Below are 22,264 nucleotides of genomic sequence, written 5' to 3'. Positions count from 1 at the left end.
TTTACCCCTACATTCTTTTCAGTCCGGCTGCTGTTAAGCAACGCCGCAGCGCACTGCGGCGGTCGGATTAAATTTCTTCCAACTCGATGTTGATACCTAGTGAGCGGATTTCTTTCAACAATACGTTGAACGACTCAGGCATACCCGGTTCCATCTTGTGGTTACCGTCAACGATGTTTTTATACATCTTGGTACGACCGTTTACGTCATCCGACTTCACTGTCAACATTTCTTGTAGCGTGTAGGCAGCACCGTATGCTTCTAGTGCCCATACCTCCATCTCACCGAAACGCTGACCACCGAACTGTGCCTTACCACCCAGCGGCTGCTGAGTTACTAGGCTATAAGAACCAGTTGAACGCGCGTGCATCTTGTCATCAACTAGGTGGTTCAGTTTCAGCATGTACATGTAGCCCACTGTCACCTGACGCTCAAACGCATCACCAGTACGACCGTCATATAGCGTAACCTGACCACTTCTCGGATAACCACCAAGCTCTAACATGTCTTTGATTTCAGCTTCACGCGCACCGTCAAATGCTGGAGTTGCGATTGGTAGACCACCTTTAAGGTTTGCTGCCAAGCGACGGATTTCATCATCAGAGAAGTTAGCAATATCTACTTTCTGGCGACAATCACCAATTTCGTAAGCTTTCTTGATGAATTCACGCAGCTCATGAATTTCGCGTTGCTCTTTCATCATTTCTTCAAGACGTTCACCGATACCACGAGCAGCTAGACCCATGTGGGTTTCTAGGATCTGACCGATGTTCATACGAGACGGTACACCTAGAGGGTTAAGTACGATGTCTACAGTACGACCTTTGTCATCGTAAGGCATATCTTCAACAGGAACGATAGTTGAAATAACACCCTTGTTACCGTGACGACCAGCCATCTTATCACCAGGTTGGATACGACGTTTAACTGCTAGGTATACTTTAACAATCTTAAGTACGCCAGGTGCTAGATCATCACCTTGAGTGATCTTGCGACGCTTGTTCTCGAAACGCTTGTCGTAGTCAGCTTTAAGCTCGTCATACTGCGCAGCTAGTTGCTCAAGCTCTGCTTGATGCTCTTCATCCGCAAGACTTTGCGTTAGCAATTTCTCAGTATTAAAGCCAGCTATTTGCTCTTCACTCATACCTGCTTTGATCAGTAGGTTACGAGCGTGAGTTAGGATACCGCCTTCAAGGATTCTAAACTCTTCGTTGAAGTCTTTCTTCGCTTCACGAAGCTGCATTTCTTCAACTTCTAATGCACGTTTGTCTTTTTCAACGCCATCACGCGTAAACACTTGTACATCGATTACTGTACCAGATACTGAGTTTGGTACACGTAGCGAGCTATCTTTTACGTCAGATGCTTTTTCACCGAAGATTGCACGTAGTAGCTTTTCTTCTGGTGTTAGCTGCGTTTCGCCTTTAGGTGTTACTTTACCTACAAGGATATCGCCGCCTTTTACTTCAGCACCGATGTATACAACACCAGACTCATCAAGTTTGCCTAGTGCAGATTCACCCACGTTTGGAATATCCGCAGTGATCTCTTCTGGGCCAAGCTTAGTATCACGGGCAATACATTGAAGCTCTTGGATGTGGATAGTCGTTAGACGATCTTCTTTTACAACGTTCTCTGAAAGTAGGATTGAATCCTCGAAGTTGTAACCATTCCAAGGCATGAACGCCACACGAAGGTTTTGACCAAGTGCTAAGTCACCAAGGTCTGTTGAAGGACCATCAGCAAGTACATCACCACGTACTACCGGCTCACCAACCATACAAGTTGGTTTCTGGTTAATACAAGTGTTTTGGTTTGAGCGTGTGTACTTAGTTAAGTTATAGATGTCGATACCCGCTTCACCAGGGATACGCTCATCTTCATTAACGTTAACAACAATACGGCTCGCATCAGCATATTTAACAATACCACCACGCTTCGCAACGATAGTTACACCAGAGTCTTTTGCTAGTGTACGCTCGATACCAGTACCAACTAACGGCTTATCAGCACGTAGTGTAGGTACAGCTTGACGTTGCATGTTCGATCCCATCAATGCACGGTTTGCGTCATCGTGCTCTAGGAATGGAATAAGTGCCGCGGCCACAGAGATTACCTGCTGTGGAGATACGTCCATATACTGAATGCTGTCGCTTGGCATAAAGGTTGATTCACCTTTAAAACGACAAGGAATTAGTTCTTCAGCAAATTGGTTATCATCAGTTAGCGTTGTATTCGCCTGTGCGATAACGAACTGACCTTCTTCAATTGCTGATAGGTAATCAACATCGTCAGTAACGATTCCATCTACTACTTTGCGGTATGGAGTCTCTAGGAAACCATAGTCGTTTGTACGCGCGTAAGTAGATAGTGAGTTGATTAGACCGATGTTTGGACCTTCAGGCGTTTCGATTGGACAAACACGACCATAGTGCGTTACGTGTACGTCTCGTACCTCGAAGCCTGCACGTTCACGTGTTAAACCACCCGGACCTAATGCAGAAATACGACGCTTGTGCGTTACTTCTGAAAGCGGGTTGTTCTGATCCATAAACTGTGAAAGCTGTGAAGAACCAAAGAATTCTTTTACTGCTGCTGAGATTGGCTTAGCGTTGATCAAATCCTGTGGCATCACGTTATCTAGGTCACCAAGACTTAGACGCTCACGTACCGCACGCTCAACACGTACAAGACCTACACGGAATTGGTTTTCTGCCATTTCACCTACAGAACGAATACGACGGTTACCTAAGTGGTCGATATCATCTACATCGCCTTTACCGTTACGGATGTCGATTAACACCTTCATCACACTAACGATGTCTTCTTTAGATAACGTGCCTTCGCCTTCGTCTGAATCATAACCAACTCGGCTATTGAACTTCATACGACCAACAGTCGATAGATCGTAACGCTCTTCAGAGAAGAATAGGTTATCAAATAACGCTTCTGCAGCTTCTTTTGTCGGTGGCTCACCAGGGCGCATCATGCGGTAGATTTCTACCAATGCCTCTAGGCGGTTATTTGTAGAGTCAATACGTACTGTTTCTGACATGTACGCACCGCTGTCGACTTCATTGATATAAAGGGTATCAATCTTCGTGTGACCAGCTTTTACCAGTTCAGCCATAAGCTCAAGAGAAAGCTCAGCGTTCGCTTCTGCAATGATTTCGCCTGTTGACTCGTCAATATAGTTGTTAGCAACGATACGCCCAATGATGTACTCATGCGGTACTTCAAGGGTATCAATACCTTGCTTTTCGATACTCTTAATATGACGTGCAGTAATACGACGGCCTTGCTCAACTAGTACATCACCATTTGCATCTTTGATGTCAAATGCTGCGGTTTCACCACGCAGACGTGAAGGTACAAGCTCCATCAACACTTTACCATCTTTTACTTCGAAACTGGTTGTCTCAAAGAATAGTGCCAAAATCTCTTCAGTCGTGTACTCAAGTGCACGTAAGATGATAGATGCAGGTAATTTACGACGACGGTCAATACGTACGTAAAGGTTATCTTTTACATCGAATTCAAAGTCTAACCATGAACCACGGTAAGGAATTACACGTGCGTTATATAGTACTTTACCAGATGAATGTGATTTACCACGGTCGTTATCAAAGAATACACCAGGTGAACGGTGTAGCTGAGAAACGATAACACGCTCAGTACCATTAATTACAAAAGTACCGGTGTCAGTCATGAGCGGGATTTCGCCCATGTAAACTTCTTGCTCTTTTATGTCTTTGACCGTGCCAGGTGCATCTTTGTCCATTAGCACAAGACGTAGTTTAACGCGAAGTGGAGCAGAATATGTCACACCGCGGATTTGACATTCTTTAACGTCAAATACTGGCTCGCCAATACGATAACTAACGTATTGAAGCTCAGAATTGCCCGAGTAGCTCTTGATAGGAAATACAGAACGGAATGCAGCTTCCAGTCCAGTATCACCATCAGCGTCAGGCGCAATGAACTTATCGAACGATTCCAACTGCATTTGCAGTAGGAAAGGTATATCCAAAACCTGTGGACGTTTACCAAAATCCTTACGGATACGTTTCTTTTCAGAATAAGAGTAAGCCATGGGGTTCCTCAGCTTGCTGATCTTTGACCCAACCTGTCCAAAATTGAACAGACTTCACTGGCATCTAAGCCATGATAACAACATCTAAATTGTCACACTAACTTGCTTAACTAGGGACTTTAATACGCATCAGTTGCGCTTTATTGAAGTTCTAGTGTAACCAAGACAGTGTATCTTCAAACGCCATTGCGATTTTCAACAAAGATCTAAGTTATTGAAAATTACACTGAAATTTGAAGTTATATGCACGATAGAAATACATCGCTCTATAGCGCAAAAAGGCCGGTGATTAAATAATCACCAGCCCTTGCCTGATTTCTCAGGCAGCGAACCTAGCGGGAGCTAGATTACTTGATCTCAACTTCAGCACCAGCTTCTTCAAGATCTTTCTTAAGTGCTTCAGCTTCGTCCTTAGATACACCTTCTTTGATAGGTGCAGGAGCAGACTCAACTAGCGCCTTAGCTTCTTTAAGGCCTAGACCTGTTGCGCCACGTACCGCTTTGATTGCAGCAACTTTGTTACCGCCAGCAGCAGCTAGGATTACGTCGAACTCAGTCTTTTCTTCAGCAGCTTCAGCAGGACCAGCAGCAACAACAGCAGCAGCTGCAGTTACACCGAACTTCTCTTCCATAGCTTCAACTAGTTCAACAACTTCCATTACTGACATTTCAGCAATCGCGTCAAGGATTTGGTCTTTAGTTACAGACATTTCAAATTTCCTAATTATTCACGAACCCAAGTGGTTCTAAAAATTTATTGATGAAAGGAGCGGTGCTTGGATTAAGCAGCTTGCTCAGCTTTCTGTACACGTACTGCTTCAATTGTTTTACACAATTTACCGGCAGACGCTTCTTTCATAGCGCTCATTAAGCGTGCAACAGCTTCGTCGTAAGTAGGTAGCTTAGCAAGCATTTCTACGTCAACGATGTTACCTTCGAATGCAGCAGTTTTAAGCTCAAATGCTTCGTTCTTTTTCGCGAAATCAGCAAAGATACGCGCAGCAGCACCTGGGTGCTCTGAAGAGAAAGCGATTAGGCTTGGGCCTACTAGCGACTCGTTAAGACATTCATAGTCAGTGCCTTCAACAGCACGTTTAGCTAGAGTGTTACGAACGACTTTCATCCATACACCCGCTTCACGAGCTTCTTTACGAAGAGCAGTGATCGCGTCTACTGTCACACCACGAGAATCTGCAACAACTGCAGATAGAGCACCTTTGGCAGCTTCGTTGACTTCAGCAACAATTGCCTTTTTGTCTTGAAGATTTAAAGCCATGGGTGTTACTCCTGGTTTGTTGGGAAAAACTTCCCAGTTCTACTTTACTCTACCGAAGTAGAGCTGCTTTTTACGGCGAGAACCAGAAGATTAGGAAAATCTAGCTGGGATTCACACCGTCTACGTAGGCGATTAATTAAGCAAAAGCAAGCTTTTGCACCTACGGTCTTGGACGGAAACGCAATTTATCGATTTATTGTAGACTATTAAGACAACAATTTTCGAAATTATACGCTTCAACCCGAATTCTTTGCTTTGTAAAGAAGCACACTTCTCTACAAAATGGCGCAAAATTATAGTCTAATTTTTACGCCATGTAAACGCCAAACTCTAAATTATACTACTTGAGTATTTAGTGTAGCTTGGTCTACAGCAACACCTGCACCCATCGTAGTAGAGATGCTTACTTTCTTCACAAAAGTACCTTTTGCAGTAGAAGGCTTAGCCTTCTTAAGCGCAATGATTAGCGCTTCAAGGTTTTCTTGAAGTTGGTTAGCGTCAAAGTCTACTTTACCGATAGTAGTGTGGATGATACCGTTTTTGTCGTTGCGGTAACGAACCTGACCAGCTTTAGCGTTCTTAACAGCTTCTGCAACGTTAGGTGTTACAGTACCTGTCTTAGGGTTAGGCATAAGACCACGTGGACCTAGGATTTGACCTAGTTGACCAACAACGCGCATTGCATCTGGAGAAGCAACAACAACGTCAAAGTTCATTTCGCCTTTTTTAACTTGCTCAGCAAGGTCTTCCATGCCTACTAAATCAGCACCAGCTTCTTTAGCAGCTTCAGCATTTGCACCTTGAGTGAATACCGCTACGCGTACTTCACGACCAGTACCGTGAGGTAGTACAGTTGCACCACGTACGTTTTGGTCAGATTTACGAGCATCGATACCCAGGTTTACAGCAACGTCTACACTTTCAACAAACTTAGCAGTAGCAAGTTCTTTAAGAAGAGCAACAGCTTCGTTGATTTCGTACTCTTTAGTGACATCCACTTTTTCGCGGATAGTACGCATACGCTTAGTTAATTTAGCCATTCTCTATTACTCCTCTACGTTCAAGCCCATTGCACGTGCAGAACCTGCGATCGTGCGTACAGCTGCATCCATATCAGCAGCAGTAAGATCTGGACGTTTCATCTCAACGATCTCTTCAAGCTGAGCACGAGTAACTGTACCAACTTTCTCAGTGTTAGGACGACCAGAACCAGACTTGATACCAGCAGCCTTCTTAAGAAGGTATGCAGCAGGTGGAGTCTTCATGTCAAAAGTGAATGAACGGTCACTGTAAACAGAAATAATTACAGGAACAGGTGCACCTTTCTCTAGAGACTCTGTACGTGCGTTGAACGCTTTACAGAATTCCATGATGTTCACACCGTGTTGACCTAGTGCAGGACCTACTGGAGGACTAGGGTTAGCCATACCAGCAGCAACTTGTAGCTTGATTAAAGCTTCAACTTTCTTAGCCATGATAATACCTCAATTGTGGGTCTTTGCCTCGTGCGCGCGAGGACGCGTACTCAAACGGCTTCCCAGTTAAAAAAACAGTCTTTTTGTCGCGTTTTTTTACGCAATAACAAAAAGGCCGCTGATTATAGATTAATCAGCGGCCTTTGACAACTTTTTCAAGTTAGATTTTACTTGTCTTTCTCAACCTGACCAAATTCTAGGTCTACAGGCGTTGAACGACCGAAGATAAGTACCGATACCTTTAAGCGGCTTTTTTCGTAATCCACTTCTTCAACCACACCGTTGAAGTCAGCAAATGGACCATCGGTAACACGAACGACTTCACCAGGTTCAAACAATGTCGCTGGTTTCGGTGCTTCCGCGTTTTCTTGCAGACGGTTAAGAATACGATCAGCTTCTTTCTGACTGATTGGTGCAGGGCGGTCTGACGTACCACCAACAAAGCCCATTACACGTGGTGTGCTATTCACCAAGTGCCAAGACGCATCGTCCATTACCATTTGAACCAAGACATAGCCAGGGAAGAATTTACGCTCAGATTTACGTTTCTGACCTGCACGCATTTCAACCACTTCTTCAGTCGGCACAAGGATCTCACCGAATAGGTCTTCTAGCCCTTCGATTTTAATATGCTCGATAATGGTTTGTGCTACGCGTTTTTCAAAACCTGAAAACGCTTGGATCACGTACCAACGTAATTTCTTTTCTTTATTCTCATCCGACATGGGATCAGATCTCCAATCCAGTTAAAAAGCCTACTGCACGGAAAAGTATACCATCTAATCCCCATAGGATTAATGCCATAATCACCGTTGCAATGATCACGATGAAAGTAGTGTGAGTCGCTTCCTGACGCGTTGGCCAGATAACTTTACGTACTTCAATACGTGATTCTTTAGCAAAAGCGATAAAGGTACGGCCTTTCTCAGTCGTTACCAAAATGCCCAAAGCCGCAGCGATAGCCGCAACTACGCCAACAGCGCGTACTAAAACAGATAAATCGGCATATAGATAATTACCAACTACGGCACCAGTTAGAAGTGCAATAGCAGCTAGCCACTTTACCGTGTCCATCGAGCTTGACGAGTTTTCAACATTAGTGCTCATAATCAATTTTACCTTAAATACAGACACAACAACCCTGCATAGAACAGGGTAAATCCATTCAATCCAAATTTACAAATAAGCGACTTAAGTGGTTTTGGGTCACGTTATTTTAAATGTGGACTTGTTGCTGAATTGGCAGGGGCGGCAGGACTCGAACCCGCAACCATCGGTTTTGGAGACCGCTGTTCTACCAATTGGAACTACGCCCCTGCAAAGTGGATGCCCATTATACTGACGAAGCAAACGAAAACAAGTGTAAAAGATGTGCAAAGTAGCAATTAATCAGATCTTGAATTTGTATCGCGATTAAAAAAGCTGCAAAAGCTCCCCTTGATAAAAATCACAAAGTAGCCAAACCTCCTCAAATGGATGGCTATCCGGTATCGCCCAGCTGTTTTTGAGACGTTTAAAATCCTCACTATGATAAATGGGGCTAGCATTTCGAATTAGTAGCCATACGCGCTCTGAATCATATTTCTTTTTGGCTTTTTGATTTAACAGACGTTGCAGCCCGATACTTAAAGGATCGCTATTAACAGTTTGACTCATTGCCGCCAATTCGCGTTGAATAGAAAGTGATAATGGACGCCCGAGCACCGCCATGGCTTCTTGTTCGCTGGCATAAAAATGGGCAACCTCTATATCAAGTTTGTATTCTCCTTGATAGCAGCTCGCATCCGGCTTATTCGGCTGGTTATGCCAAATATGACGCATAGGTACCGAAAACTGTTCTTCATAGCAACGTAAAAACAGTTTCACGGCATCATGCTCTAATTTAATTTTTTCAGCTTCGCTTGCTCTGTCCATTTACAACCACTGCAACATCACTCAATAAGCTTGAAGCACCGAACCTAAAATTATCAGCGTTCAACCAATTTGCGCCCATAATCTCCTCTGCCATGCGTAAATAGACTTGGGCTTCAGTTACTGACTTTACGCCACCTGCCGCTTTGAAACCAACGTCTTTACCGCTATTTTTAATGACCTGCAAGATCACTTCAGCCGCTTCAGGTGTTGCATTCACCGTAACCTTGCCTGTACTTGTTTTGACAAAGTCAGCACCCGCCATAATCGCTAATTGCGACGCTTCTGCAATTAACTTAGATGTTGCTAGCACACCACTTTCAATAATCACTTTTAGTTTGGCTTTCCCCGCACACAGCGCCTTACTAGATTGTACATATTGCCATGGCGTATCAGGGTCTCCGGCTATCAATTGTTGATAAGGCAATACCAGGTCTATCTCATCAGCGCCATCGGCAATGGCCTGCTGAGTCTGCTTCAGTACTTGCTCTAGCTTTTGTTCCCCTGACGGAAAGTTTGTAACCGTTGCTATTTTTATTGTTTGCCACTGGCGTATTTGCAGTTGCTGCTTCACCAGTGTGACGAATTGTGGGTACACGCAAATGGCGGCAGGTAAACCAATAGTTGGATCTATGCTGTCTAGCAACGCCATGATACTTTGCGTAGTGTCATTGTCTTTCAACGAGGTTAAATCCATCAAACTCAGTGCCAGCTGAGCATCAGCTTTAACTGTCATTATTGTTTTCCTTTTCACTGTATTTAGAAAGCCAAGTTAAAAGCATACGCTAAAACAGCAATAGGACAAATGTCCGCACTTTGATGGATAACTACCCATACTGTGGCTCTTGCTACTTTATAATGAATAACTCATAACCAAAGGCTATATATTAACTTAGGCTGGGTCAAAACAAACTTAACCGCATGAAAAAATAGAAAAATTAATTTAAACTGTGATTTTTATAACTTTTGGTTATATGGGGTCGGTTTAAATTATTTTTTCCTCGTTTTGCAACTCTATATGCTGCCAACTATCAATGATGCTGGACATCGGTCTGACATCCATTATCAAAAAGTTAAGAGGTCGCTGTGCAATACTTGCCTATTTTTACCAAATTAGAAAATAAACCTGTGTTAATCATAGGCGGTGGTGAAGTTGCACTAAGAAAGTGTCGCGCCTTCTTGAAAGTAAATGCAGCTGTTACGTTAGTCGCTCCAATATTTTGCTCTGAACTTGAAACACTTGCTGCCGAAGCTCAAGTGACACTTAGAAATAAAAAGTTTGACGAAACAGATTTAGATAATGCGATGCTGGTAATTGCAGCCACCGACATTGAAGCTGTCAACGCCGAAGTCGCGCAATTAGCAGAAGCACGTAACCTATTTGTTAACGTTGTCGATGACCAACCGAAGTGTAACTTTATCTTCCCCTCTATTGTCGACAGAAATCCAATTACCATCGCCATATCCAGTGCAGGCACAGCTCCGGTACTTGCAAGGCGCTTACGTGAAAAATTAGAAACACTGATACCTCAACATATCGGCCCACTTGCGAATTTAGTGGGCCAATTTAGACATAAGGTAAAGTCACGGTTTAAGCACTTTGCTGATAGACGACAATTTTGGGAATCAGTTTTCGATTCAAATGTAGTTAGTGAAGTACAAGCTGGCAATAATGAAAGTGCACAAATGCAACTTGAAGCCATGTTAGCAAGTACTCCTTCACCTGAAGGTGAGGTTTATGTCGTCGGTGCGGGCCCTGGCGACCCAGAGCTACTGACGCTTAAGGCATTACAACTAATGCAACAAGCAGATGTTGTGGTGTATGATTACTTAGTTTCTGATGAAATCATGGAACTTGTACGTCGCGACGCTGATTTGATCTGCGTCGGTAAAAAAGCAGGCAACCATAGTGTAAAGCAAGAACAAACCAATCAAATTCTGTTAGATCTCGCAAAACAAGGCAAGAAAGTTTGTCGTATAAAAGGGGGAGATCCCTTTATTTATGGCCGAGGTGGAGAAGAAGTTCAAGTACTTGCAGAGCATGGGATCCAATATCAAATCGTACCTGGGATCACAGCAGCAGCTGGCTGTAGCGCCTATGCAGGGATCCCGCTAACGCATAGAGATCATGCTCAAGCGATCCAATTCGTTACTGGCCACTGTAAACAAGATGGCCAAGAATTAGATTGGGATGGGTTAGCGAAAGCCAACCAGACCCTCGCGGTTTACATGGGTGTGATCAAATCTCCCCATATTCAAGCACAATTGCTTGCGCATGGTCGTTCACCTAGCACCCCTGTCGCCATAGTTGAGAATGGCACGCGACAATCACAGCGGGTAATAAGGACACAGCTTGACCAATTAGCCAAAGCAATCGATGAACATAGTATATGCTCGCCTGCTCTGCTGATAATCGGTGAGGTCGCTGCATTACATGAGCAACTAGCTTGGTTTAATAAGAACAATCAAATAAGCAGTTTCGCTCAACCGATTACGCAAGTTGCGTAATCACTGTACAAGATAGTTAAATTTATAAGTAGGACATAAATCATGGCTTTAACTCATCTCCAGCAATTAGAAGCTGAGAGCATAAAGATTATTCGTGAGGTTGCCGCTGAGTTTGAAAACCCAGTAATGTTGTATTCTATTGGCAAAGACTCTTCGGTACTGCTGCACCTGGCGAGAAAGGCATTCTTCCCTGCAAAAATACCATTTCCTTTGCTCCATGTTGATACTAACTGGAAATTCAGAGAAATGATTGAATTTCGCGATCGCTTAGCAAAAGAATATGGCTTTGAATTGCTTGTGCACAAAAACCCTGAAGGGCTCGAAATGAATATTAGCCCCTTCGTCCACGGCTCCGCCAAGCATACCGACATTATGAAAACACAAGGCCTAAAGCAGGCTCTTGACCAATATGGCTTTGACGCTGCATTTGGCGGCGCCCGTCGTGATGAAGAGAAATCCAGAGCAAAGGAGCGAGTTTACTCATTTAGAGATAAACACCACCGCTGGGATCCAAAAAATCAACGACCAGAGCTGTGGAATACCTATAACGGCCAAGTGAATCCTGGTGAGAGCATCCGCGTATTCCCATTATCTAATTGGACTGAGCTTGATATTTGGCAATACATCTATCAAGAGCAAATTGAAATCGTTCCGTTGTATCTCTCTAAGCCCCGCCCTGTAGTAGAAAGAAACGGTACACTTATCATGGTTGATGATGATCGTATGCCACTTGCTGAAGGTGAAGTGCCGGAAATGAAATCTGTACGCTTCAGAACACTTGGCTGCTACCCGCTAACGGGCGCTGTTGAGTCAGAAGCAGATACATTAACTGGTATTATTGAAGAGATGTTGCTATCAACGTCGTCAGAACGTGAGGGCCGAGTCATTGATCATGATTCAGCAGGGTCAATGGAGAAGAAAAAGCGTGAGGGGTATTTCTAATGTCAACGGCAAATGAAGTAAAAGAATTAGGCATTGAAACCTATTTAACGCGTCAACAAGACAAAAGCTTGTTGCGCATGATGACCTGTGGCAGCGTTGATGACGGTAAGTCAACACTGATTGGTCGCCTGCTCCACGATAGTCACCAAATTTATGAAGACCAACTAGCGGCACTACACAAAGACAATGAAAAAGTCGGCAATGCTGGTGAAGAGCTAGATTTAGCATTACTTGTTGATGGCTTACAGGCTGAGCGTGAACAAGGTATTACCATTGATGTGGCTTACCGCTATTTCTCGACAGCGAAGCGTAAATTTATTATTGCCGATACGCCGGGACACGAGCAATACACCCGCAACATGGTAACAGGAGCCTCGACCAGTGATTTAGCCATTATTCTGGTTGATGCCCGATATGGTGTTCAAGTACAAACAAAGCGTCATAGTTTTATCTGTGACTCTTTAGGCATCAAGCAGTTTGTAGTCGCGATAAACAAAATGGATATTGTTGACTTTGAAGAAGCCGTTTTTGAACGCATTAAAGCTGACTATTTAAAGTTTGCTGAGCAACTGAATGTAGAAGATATTCGCTTTGTGCCAATGTCTGCATTGAAAGGTGACAACGTTGTTAATCGCTCAGAAAAAACACCTTATTACAATGATAAGCCACTACTTGAGCTACTCGAAGATTCTCCGGCAGCAGAACCGAATCACACATTCGAAGCGCGTTTCCCAGTACAGTATGTAGTGCGACCCAACTTAGATTTTCGTGGATTTCAGGGAACCCTAACATCTGGCAGCTTACGTGTAGGTGACGCCGTTAAGATCCTACCTTCAGGCAAAACGTCAACGATTAAAGAGTTGGTGACATTTGATGGTAACCTAGCACAGGCAGAAACGGGTCAAGCATTCACCATCACCCTCAATGACGAAGTAGATGTCAGCCGTGGAGATGTCATTGTGCCAGCCAACTCCAGCGCTCAAGTTACCAATAAGCTTAGTGCTAAGCTTGTATGGATGCATGAAACACCGCTACAACTTGGTAAGAGCTACAACATCAAACTAGGCAGCAAGAAAACCACTGCAACCATAACGCACATTGACTATACAATTGATGTCAATACTCTTGAGCATGGCCAGGCAGATTCATTATCATTAAATGAAATTGCCATTGTAACACTCGAGCTTACTGAAAATGTAGTTGCTGACGAGTATAGCCACAATCATGAAACTGGCTCGTTCATTTTAATTGACCGCCTCACCAACCTAACCATTGGTGCAGGTATGGTAGCAGAGGTACAAACTGCGACCACCACATCCTCAAGTCAATTTAGCGACTTTGAGATTGAGTTTAACGCATTAGTTCGCAAGCATTTTCCACATTGGCAAGCGCTTGATATTTCGAAATTAAAATAATGCACCAGCGCCTGTTAGTCGAGGTATGACAGTATTATGGAACAAGTCATTTTAACAGGCATTATGCTAGCGTTAATCGTGTGTCTATTTGCCACACGTATTAACGCAGCTTGGCTGTTTACAGGTGCAATTGCAACGAGTTATTTGACTGGATTGATCGATTTAGAATCCATGCTAGCCAATTATGCTAATCCTTCGTTGATCACGCTTGTTTTGCTCATTTTGGTTTCCATAGCAATAGAAAAAACAACGCTGGTAAGCAAACTTGCCCAGTCAATGGCACAAGGGAGCTTAACAAAAGCGGTTTTAAAGCTTGGACTATCAACTGCATTTTTATCTTCTTTTACCAATAATACAGCTGTAGTGGCATCTCTCATTACTAAGGTTAAGGAGAGTAAAACCCACGCCCCCTCTAAGCTTCTACTCCCATTGTCATATACCGCCATCTTAGGTGGAACTTTGACATTAATAGGGACATCAACAAACTTAATCGTCAATGGTTTTGCTGTTGAAGCTGGTATGGCGCCATTTGGCTTCTTTGATTTTACCTTGGTAGGACTGGCGGTTTTGGCCGTTGGTTTGGTGACTATCACCATCATGCTTAAGTATTTGCCTGATAATGGAAAAAATGATGACGAAGTGGTGCCGTTCTATCTTGAAGGAAGAGTAGAGCCTAGCTCAAAACTCGTCGGTCGTACCGTAGAGGAAAATGGTCTGCGCGACTTGAAAGACTTATTCCTTGCCGAAATCATACGTGGAGAAAGGCGTATTTGTGCAGTTACGCCACAACAAGAGATCCTTTCAGGCGACGTATTATTATTTGTTGGAGACATCAATTCAGTCCCCCTCTTGCAACGTTTTGATGGACTCAAGATAGTCCATGATAAACACGAAAAAGACGTGGAGCATTTAGTCGAAGTCGTTGTTAGCCAATCGTCTCGATTCTTAGGGAAAACCATTAAAGAGATCCGCTTTAGAGAACAGTTTCATGCTGCGATTATCGCCATTCGTCGTGGACATGATCGACTACAAGGAGGGATCGGGCAAGTTAAGTTACAAGCAGGTGACTCATTAATTTTGGCACCGAGTAGTGACTTTTATGCACTGCCAAACCTGAAACGCGAGTTTGTCTATATTTCAGGACTAGACCTTCAAGCACACCTTTCTAGCAATAAGTCTAATACGGTGTTGGCTAGTTTTGCCACCGTCATTGGCTTGAGTATCTTTGGTATTGTGCCGCTAGTTAAAGGGCTAATTGTTTTATTAGGCGCACTTGTACTACTTGGTACTATTAAAGTACCTGAGATGAAACGTCGCTTTCCCATCGAGCTGGTCGCGATCGTCGGCAGTGCAATTGGGCTCGCCAAACTCATGATTGAAACCGGGTTGGCAGCTGAAATTTCATCTAGCCTGCTGTGGCTACTCGGAGATTTTGGTCCTTATGGTGCCTTTATCGCTATTTTTGTGATGACGGTAGTATTTACAGAGCTTATTACTAACAACGCGGCAGCCGCACTGTCATTTCCGGTTGCCTATGCACTCGCGAGCGGCTTTGGGGTCAACCCCTTGCCTTTTGTGATGGCGGTCGCGTTTGGTGCATCAGCAAGTTTTATTTCACCATTTGGTTACCAAACAAACCTAATGGTGTATAGCGCAGGCAACTACCGTATTCGTGACTACATCACCATAGGGCTGCCCTTGTCGCTGATTTATTCCGCAACGGTACTCATTGTAATTCCATTTGTCTTTCCATTTTAACAGAGCAGAATATGGACGAAAATATTGTTTGGCATCACTATGCCGTAGATAAAACCAAACGCAGCCAATTAAAAGCTCATAGACCTTGTATACTTTGGTTTACTGGCTTTTCAGGCTCGGGAAAAAGTACTGTAGCCAATGCCTTAGAACATGCACTGTTAGCGCGAAATATACATACCTATCTATTAGATGGCGATAATGTCAGACATGGGCTCTGTAAAGATTTAGGATTTAGCGATGCTGATCGTGTCGAAAATATTCGCCGGGTTGGTGAGTTAAGTAAGCTAATGGTCGATGCCGGACTGCTCGTGCTCACCGCTTTTATTTCGCCTTTTCAAGCCGAGCGAGATATGGTTCGTGACTTGGTGTCTGAAGGTGAGTTTATTGAGGTTTACCTTGATACTCCACTCGACGTTTGTGAGCAGAGAGACCCAAAAGGACTGTATAAAAAAGCGCGTGCAGGCGAGATAAAACATTTTACCGGCATTGATTCTGCGTATGAGCCCCCAATTAACCCAGAAATATGTTTAAATACTTCTGAGCAGTCGTTGGAATGTTCTGTCCAGCAACTAATAGAGTATCTACTGTCAAAAAATATCATAAGGTAAGTCATGAATCATACGGATCTGCTAGAAGAAGTATTAAATCTGAGTATTCGCGCTGGTGAAGCAATTATGAAGATTTATGCCAAGGACTTTAACATTGAATTTAAAGAAGATGAGAGTCCAGTCACTGAGGCAGATCTTGCTGCACATAAAGTGATAGTTGCAGGACTAAAAGAACTTACCCCAGAGCTCCCAATTTTAAGCGAGGAAAGTGCGGTAATTGACTGGGAAGAACGCCGCCAGTGGCAATCATACTGGCTAGTTGACCCAATCGATGGCACAAAGGAATTTATCAAAAAAAATGGGGAGTTTACCGTCAACATCGCACTTATCAACAACGGCGAACCCATTCTGGGTGTCGTTCATGCTCCGGCACTCAATGAAAGCTACCTCGCTGAACAAAGCATTGGCGCTTTCAAACAAACCGGTGAAGCGCGCATTGAACTTAAAGTCACCACTAAACCAAACCAAGGCGTAATTAAAGTGGTTGGTTCGCGCTCCCACCCGTCAGCTGATCTTGCACAATATCTTACCCGTTTTGAACAAGTTGATATGGTACCAAAGGGAAGCTCATTGAAGTTATGCTTAGTCGCAGAAGGCAAAGCCGATGTATACCCACGCCTAGGCCCCACTTCTGAATGGGATACAGGCGCTGGACATGCAGTTGCAAATATCGCTGGAGCAAGCGTAGTCCAGCTCAATGGTGAGCCGCTACGGTATAACCAAAAAGCTGACTATCTCAATCCCTACTTTGTGGTGTCTAGATTAGAAGAGTGATACCACATAGTCGCTTATACATGTTAGCCCGAGATTAATTCAACCGATACCGCCAATCTTGGCGTAGGGTTTACTTATGCTAAGTATTGGTTGGTTTATTCGCAGCCCGAGTCAGTACTTTATCGTACACCTGTTTTAAAACTTCGCTGGGTACAGTTAAAGAAAATTGTTCTCTTACTAACTTCTCAAGCTGCGCAAAGCTTTCGATCGGTTGTTCTACTACATTTCCATCGCACTCATGCCATTCAAAGTAGCTTTGGTTTCGGATCAAGTAGCGATGGCAATGACTGACACGAGATACAATCAAGTTATTAACAAACCCAGCATCAGGGTGTTGATGAGAGAAAAAATGGCCTATTTCACAATCTGATTCAAAGATTTCACCCAAGTCAACATGATACAAAGTGAGCGGAGCTTCTCCTTCCTCTAACAATGTCACTTTCACATAATCAGATGATTTTTGTACCTGATAAGTTTGGCGTCCTTGTATACTAAGCGCTTGGTTGATATTGATGGGTGCTCGGGGAGACTTTACCCCAAAACCAACGTCAACTAAGTACTCCTCCCCCTCCAGTTCTAGTAGCGTCATGCGATGAGAGCGAGGGTTGTCCTGTTGACCATTGAGCATTACCCTTGCAAGCACAGGTCGAACCGTAAAGCCTAGCTGTTGTAACGCCAAATAGGCAATCTTGTTTTGTTCAAAACAATAGCCACCTTGCTTTTGGGTGATTAGGCGATTAAATAAAGCGTCTTCATCAAGTAATAAGCGTTCACCATACATAGCATTAATACTTGAAAAGGCGTATCGATCTAAATGTTTTTGCTGCAACTCAGTTACAAGTGCAAGGCCTGAGCCCTGCTCTAGAGACAAGCTATCTAGGTAATATTTAATATTCATTGCTAATTCCATCACTGAATCCTTAAGTTGATGGGAGCAGGTTAAAACCTCGACTTAAGTTTAGGTCAATACTTAATATAAACTTTTTACCATCAACATCATGCAAACAACTGATGTATTTTTGAGTCTGATAAAAGTAGGTGCTTTGCGCGCTCTACTGATAAAGGTTTTGACATTAAATACCCCTGACTTTGCTGACAATAAAGCCGAGACATCACAGCTAATTGCGCCGCCGTTTCTATCCCTTCTGCTGTTACGACAAGATTGAAGCTCTTAGCAATAGCGCAAATTGCCTCAATAAGCTGCTCGGCTTTGTCATCATACTCAATCCCTGCGATAAATGATCTATCGATTTTTACTCCGTCAATTGGCAGATGATTGAGCCTAGCCAGACTGCTGTAACCAGTACCAAAGTCATCAATATAGATCCCAAATCCTGCGTCATGTAAGCGTTTTAATGGCTCAACTAGCATATTCTCCTCTGCCATCATCGCAGATTCGGTTAGCTCTAGCTTAATTTGTGATACAGAGATCGATGCGACTTCACACTGTTCTATCAGCCAATCCACAAATTGCTGAGAATGTAGCTGTAACGGAGACACATTGACAGCAACAAACATACTGTCATCCCCCACATCATGAATGAAACTCAGCGCTTGTTCAAAAACCCACTGACCAAGCATGGTAATTTTTCCACACTGCTCAGCGATGGGAATAAACTCAGCTGGGCTTACATCACCGAGCAAAGGATTGTGCCATCGTAACAATGCTTCAAACCCCTTCAAGCATTTACCTTGCTGACAATACACAGGCTGCAGATTTAACGTCAGCTCTTGAACAGGGTTCATCACGTTCAATGCCTGCTCCAATTGAATCTTTCGTCCCGCCTCGTTAGCAATCGCGTTAGTAAAAATATGATACGTATTTTTGCCGCGCTTTTTGGCTTCATACATCGAAATATCAGCATCATGCAGTAACTTTTCAGCGTCACAGCTGATGCAAGGTGTTGTGAAATGCCTTACTCCTATACTGCCACTTACACTATGCGCTTGATCTTTTAGTGAAAAGGGTGCACGGATCTGTACTAAAACATCTTCTAATACCCCTTCTATCGGTTGCGGTAGTTGCTTATCATCAATGAGGACGGCAAACTCATCGCCTCCAAGTCGTGCAATCTCAGCGTAACCACTTAGCAACCCACGCATGCGCGAAGCAAACTCAGCTAATAACTTATCGCCAGCTTGATGTCCTAACATGTCATTTATCAATTTAAACCTATCTAAATCAATGTATAACAGTGTATATTTTGCGCTCTGTTTTTCGCGCACTTTATCAACTAAAGAAATAAAACTTTGTCGGTTAAGGAGATCGGTGAGGCTATCATGTTGTGCTTTATACCTCAGCTGCTCTTGAAGTAATTTTCCTTGAGTAATGTCTGTTACTCGGCCTTCATACAGACATGAATCAGGGAGGTGCAACCAGTTTCCTGAGTGCCTAAGCCAAATATGCTCACCACACTCAGACGTTGCCAGCCACTCCATTTCTTGGTGCGCGTGCTTATTCTTTACAATGTCTTGCCATAGACCTTTGCACTCATAATCTTGCATGAGTGTCGCAAAACTGGTTTCAGGCTTAGGCGGATTGCCCGCAAACAAAAGCTGATTGAATGCTGGGTTTGAGTCTACTATGTTACCATCTTGATTTAAAACGAATAGCCCTTCATGACTATTGATAAACAGGCTTTTATACTTTCGTTCAGCCGCTACCTGTTGCTGCAGTGCCCCTAGTCGTTTATTTGACTCGCTTTGTAACCTTTGATTGGTAATTTCCAATCGTTTGGTTCTCTCAACCACGAGATTATTTACTGTTTTGTTGCGATTCTTTAGCTGTTGCAGCTGCAACCAAACCAAAAGAATACACACAGTGACAACGGATAAGAAAAGCACAATTAAGATTTTATGATTATTTAACCAGCTGGGATGCAAAAGAGACTCATCAAACAACTGCATGGTAATGGGCATACCATAGAAGTTGATGGTTCGCTCAGCACTTGGTGTGAATTCATCCAAAGCAAATTGCTGTTGCCAATCGGAACTATAAATAGCCTCCCCCTTGGAGGCAACCACGAGATGCTGTTTGCGTTGTTGGTAGAGTTGACCAAATAATGATTCCAGCAAAATAGGCAATTCAAAGCTTAACCCAAGTATTACGTTAAACTCGTCCCCTTTAGCTTGCTGTATTAAGAGGCTGAGCTTCTTTTGATTTGGCCACACAAAAGTAGATAGTGCATTTTGATTTTGTTGAGTAAATATATCTTCTGTCAAAAGCTCAGCCTGCCCCACGGTTTGACCAACTTCTGAGACTGGTGCAGCTTTAGTTACCACCAACCAGCGGCCAGATTCACTTACCTCGTTATGACGGATTTTAAAGTCAAAATAACCACGATTTCGCTGTGCGGTTTCAAGTGCTGAGAACTGTCCGGGCTCAACCAATACATATGTTTCCATACTCAACCCTAAATTGGTTGTAGCTAGCTGAGACTGAGCAATTTCATAAAAATCAGCACTTTGATGTCGGTTTAAATAAGCATCTATTGAATAAAGCAAATGAGCCACATGTTGCAATTTACCATTAAGTAAATACTCAAGCCTTGATAACTCCTGCTCTTGTTTATGATCTAGCTGCTCTTGGTAGTAAATATTGACAATCACGCCTACGTAGAGCAAAGACGTAAACAAAAACAATAAACCAAACATTGGCAAGCATCGCCGTATGGTACGCAAGGCTTTAACATCTTTGATATTACTAATTAGCGGTCGTTTAAATCTGGACATATTTACTAAACATTGTATGCTACTGCCATTCGATAATAATTCTTATTTACAATGAATAAAAGTAAACTTTTCCTTTTTTTGCTTTTTTGGGTACATTTTGATCAAGCCATCGCGCTGCAATCATCACAGCCACAAGTTAACGTTTATTCATTTCGAAAATACAAGCTTATCCAACCTGTTATTCACGCTTTTGAGCAAGAGACGGGCATAAGTGTCAATCTCGTCAATGGCAAGTCACAGCAGCTCCTCTCACGCTTAAGAACTGATGGAATTAACTCGCAAGCAGACGTACTACTGACTTCTGATCTGATCCAATTGCATGACTATAAAGATCTACTACGCCCATTAGATGAGATTGGAAGTTGGCACATCATTAATCCTGCGTTTAAAGATGATGATAAACGCTGGGTCAGCGTTTCGATGCGAACTCGCGCCATATTTAGAAGAAAAGCTTCAAATACACCGTTACCGCAGGTTTATTCTGATCTGAATAAGCCACAATTTAAAGGGAAGTTTTGTATTCGTCAGTGGTCTCATAGTTATAACCTCGCTCTGGCATCAATACTCTATACTTCTTCATACTCTGGCGATTACATGTGGCTAGAACAAGCCAATACATTGCTAGCAAAACGCCCAGTTGGCGGTGATAGAGATCAACTTAGAGCACTTGCTCTTGGGCAATGTGAACTGGCGTTTGCTAATCATTATTACTGGCTAATGATGCACCACTCTGACAATAAAAGAGACAAGATACTGGCAGAGCAACTCGAGATCCACCATATAAAAATGCACTCGGGTAAAACTCCAGTTTCCACAACCACAGCAGCAATTTCACGACATGCGCCTAATGCCAAGGCAGCCATGCAGTTTGTGGAGTTTTTATTAAAACCAAGTACCCAGTCTATGTATGCTGAGTTACTTCACGAATATCCTGTCCTTGGCAGCGCACAATACAACCTTGTGCCGTTTCATCCAGCTATTGAACAAATCAAACAAGGTTTAAAGCAAGTAAAACGAGCACAGGCGGTGATTAAATCAATTAGCGAAAATCACCTGTAAGTCACAATTAAATATTGGTACAGGTCGTTTGGCTAATTGTATTCTGGTAAATGTTTTAGCCGGCTTTGGACCCTGTAAGGTTTGTACACTGTGCTCACGCTCTGAATATACTTGTTGATAGGGGTATTTGTTATCATTTTCACGCCACGTCAAGGTAAGATGACCACCTTCATAACGCCAGCGACCCTGATAGTGGCTCCCAACCTGCTCCCAGCTCCCCCTTGGGTGGAGCTGCAATTGCAGCGCATCGTCACATTGATGAGAAAATAATAGGTTTGGAAGTAACTGCACGGCTCTATTTTTAACCAAGTACAGCCCAGCATTCCCGGGAGTATAGCGATGCCCTTCCATGTTAAATTCAGAAGTGGTGAGCGATTCAAAACCAACCGCTTTTACAGCCGCCTCAACTTCTCCAAGCCATCTCTCACCCGATGTCATCGGCGCAATATTCAAACGTGCACTATCATACTTTTCAGGAACAGGCAGTGAAGTAAAGCGAAAATTAACCTCTCGCTGCGCTAACTCACGCATCAGATTTTGTCTCGTGGTGTCGTCTAGCCCTGATTCAAAAATGTGTAAAGTTTGGGTACTACAACCGCTCAGCAAGCAAGCGGCTACTAAATAAATATATCTCATATTCATCCTTGAGCACGATAACTTGAGGCTGAATTATATTATCCACTTGCCTTCAAGTTTGGTGCTATTTTTGCTCC

General features: G+C 43.3%; 19 protein-coding genes and 1 tRNA gene. 7 read left to right on the top strand and 13 right to left on the bottom strand.

Annotated features, from left to right (window positions below; translation table 11 throughout):
* Positions 1 to 67: 67 nt before the first annotated feature.
* From rpoB to deoC, 10 genes are all read right to left on the bottom strand, one after another.
* Positions 68 to 4,093: a DNA-directed RNA polymerase subunit beta gene (rpoB, locus tag J8Z24_RS01575; protein WP_125251554.1), complete on the bottom strand. Its 4,026-nt coding sequence runs from the start codon at positions 4,091 to 4,093 to the stop codon at positions 68 to 70.
* Between the two features lie 347 nt (positions 4,094 to 4,440).
* A complete protein-coding gene (gene rplL, locus J8Z24_RS01570) occupies positions 4,441 to 4,803 on the bottom strand; it encodes a 50S ribosomal protein L7/L12 (protein WP_125251553.1) in 363 nt (120 codons plus the stop codon).
* A gap of 71 nt (positions 4,804 to 4,874) precedes the next feature.
* Positions 4,875 to 5,369, bottom strand: a complete 495-nt coding sequence (rplJ, locus tag J8Z24_RS01565) for a 50S ribosomal protein L10 (RefSeq protein ID WP_125251552.1) — start codon at positions 5,367 to 5,369, stop codon at positions 4,875 to 4,877.
* Between the two features lie 335 nt (positions 5,370 to 5,704).
* A complete protein-coding gene (rplA, locus tag J8Z24_RS01560) occupies positions 5,705 to 6,409 on the bottom strand; it encodes a 50S ribosomal protein L1 (protein ID WP_125251551.1) in 705 nt (234 codons plus the stop codon).
* Positions 6,410 to 6,415: 6 nt separating this feature from the next.
* Positions 6,416 to 6,844 (bottom strand): 50S ribosomal protein L11, encoded by a 429-nt coding sequence (gene rplK / locus J8Z24_RS01555; RefSeq protein WP_099642992.1) that lies wholly within the window; start codon positions 6,842 to 6,844, stop codon positions 6,416 to 6,418.
* Between the two features lie 167 nt (positions 6,845 to 7,011).
* Positions 7,012 to 7,569: a transcription termination/antitermination protein NusG gene (nusG, locus tag J8Z24_RS01550; protein ID WP_010376230.1), complete on the bottom strand. Its 558-nt coding sequence runs from the start codon at positions 7,567 to 7,569 to the stop codon at positions 7,012 to 7,014.
* A gap of 4 nt (positions 7,570 to 7,573) precedes the next feature.
* A complete protein-coding gene (secE, locus tag J8Z24_RS01545) occupies positions 7,574 to 7,951 on the bottom strand; it encodes a preprotein translocase subunit SecE (protein WP_010376231.1) in 378 nt (125 codons plus the stop codon).
* Between the two features lie 133 nt (positions 7,952 to 8,084).
* Positions 8,085 to 8,161 (bottom strand) — tRNA-Trp (locus J8Z24_RS01540).
* 96 nt (positions 8,162 to 8,257) lie between these two features.
* Positions 8,258 to 8,758 carry a hypothetical protein gene (locus J8Z24_RS01535; RefSeq protein ID WP_176033277.1) on the bottom strand — a complete coding sequence of 167 codons (501 nt, stop codon included), beginning with the start codon at positions 8,756 to 8,758 and terminating at the stop codon, positions 8,258 to 8,260.
* Positions 8,736 to 9,491: a deoxyribose-phosphate aldolase gene (gene deoC, locus J8Z24_RS01530; protein ID WP_128730626.1), complete on the bottom strand. Its 756-nt coding sequence runs from the start codon at positions 9,489 to 9,491 to the stop codon at positions 8,736 to 8,738. Before deoC ends, J8Z24_RS01535 begins: the two co-directional genes overlap by 23 nt.
* A 350-nt stretch (positions 9,492 to 9,841) precedes the next feature.
* On the opposite strand from deoC, the gene cysG reads away from it, so the two are divergent.
* Genes cysG through cysQ form a run of 6 tightly spaced genes read left to right on the top strand, consistent with a single transcriptional unit; the run spans position 9,842 to position 16,760 of the window.
* Entirely contained in the window at positions 9,842 to 11,263 is a 1,422-nt protein-coding gene (cysG, locus tag J8Z24_RS01525; protein ID WP_176033278.1) for a siroheme synthase CysG, read from the top strand.
* A 42-nt stretch (positions 11,264 to 11,305) separates the two neighbouring features.
* On the top strand, positions 11,306 to 12,205 hold the full coding sequence (gene cysD / locus J8Z24_RS01520; protein ID WP_125251547.1) for a sulfate adenylyltransferase subunit CysD: 900 nt from the start codon (positions 11,306 to 11,308) through the stop codon (positions 12,203 to 12,205).
* A complete protein-coding gene (gene cysN / locus J8Z24_RS01515; RefSeq protein ID WP_176033279.1) occupies positions 12,205 to 13,620 on the top strand; it encodes a sulfate adenylyltransferase subunit CysN in 1,416 nt (471 codons plus the stop codon). Before cysD ends, cysN begins: the two co-directional genes overlap by 1 nt.
* Before the next feature lie 33 nt (positions 13,621 to 13,653).
* Positions 13,654 to 15,378, top strand: coding sequence for an SLC13 family permease (locus J8Z24_RS01510; protein WP_176033321.1), 1,725 nt, complete (start codon positions 13,654 to 13,656; stop codon positions 15,376 to 15,378).
* An 11-nt stretch (positions 15,379 to 15,389) separates the two neighbouring features.
* Positions 15,390 to 15,986: an adenylyl-sulfate kinase gene (gene cysC / locus J8Z24_RS01505; RefSeq protein WP_147389247.1), complete on the top strand. Its 597-nt coding sequence runs from the start codon at positions 15,390 to 15,392 to the stop codon at positions 15,984 to 15,986.
* 3 nt (positions 15,987 to 15,989) lie between these two features.
* The gene (gene cysQ, locus J8Z24_RS01500; RefSeq protein ID WP_176033280.1) at positions 15,990 to 16,760 is read left to right on the top strand and encodes a 3'(2'),5'-bisphosphate nucleotidase CysQ; all 771 of its coding nucleotides are present in this window, start codon (positions 15,990 to 15,992) and stop codon (positions 16,758 to 16,760) included.
* 79 nt (positions 16,761 to 16,839) lie between these two features.
* Here the strand turns inward: cysQ and J8Z24_RS01495 are convergent, their stop codons facing one another.
* Positions 16,840 to 17,658, bottom strand: coding sequence for an arylamine N-acetyltransferase family protein (locus J8Z24_RS01495; protein WP_252095154.1), 819 nt, complete (start codon positions 17,656 to 17,658; stop codon positions 16,840 to 16,842).
* A 98-nt stretch (positions 17,659 to 17,756) separates the two neighbouring features.
* On the bottom strand, positions 17,757 to 20,414 hold the full coding sequence (locus J8Z24_RS01490) for a sensor domain-containing protein (RefSeq protein ID WP_252095153.1): 2,658 nt from the start codon (positions 20,412 to 20,414) through the stop codon (positions 17,757 to 17,759).
* Between the two features lie 156 nt (positions 20,415 to 20,570).
* On the opposite strand from J8Z24_RS01490, the gene J8Z24_RS01485 reads away from it, so the two are divergent.
* A complete protein-coding gene (locus tag J8Z24_RS01485) occupies positions 20,571 to 21,551 on the top strand; it encodes an extracellular solute-binding protein (RefSeq protein WP_252095152.1) in 981 nt (326 codons plus the stop codon).
* On the opposite strand, the gene J8Z24_RS01480 is transcribed toward J8Z24_RS01485, so the two are convergent.
* On the bottom strand, positions 21,528 to 22,187 hold the full coding sequence (locus J8Z24_RS01480) for a hypothetical protein (protein ID WP_252095151.1): 660 nt from the start codon (positions 22,185 to 22,187) through the stop codon (positions 21,528 to 21,530). The two genes, J8Z24_RS01485 and J8Z24_RS01480, sit on opposite strands and share 24 nt — an antisense overlap.
* Positions 22,188 to 22,264: the final 77 nt, after the last annotated feature.

This window comes from Pseudoalteromonas sp. SCSIO 43201, assembly GCF_023716725.1.
Classification (GTDB): domain Bacteria; phylum Pseudomonadota; class Gammaproteobacteria; order Enterobacterales; family Alteromonadaceae; genus Pseudoalteromonas; species Pseudoalteromonas peptidolytica.
Note: the sequence above shows the minus strand (reverse complement) of the source record. Positions and strands in the feature narration are given on the sequence as shown.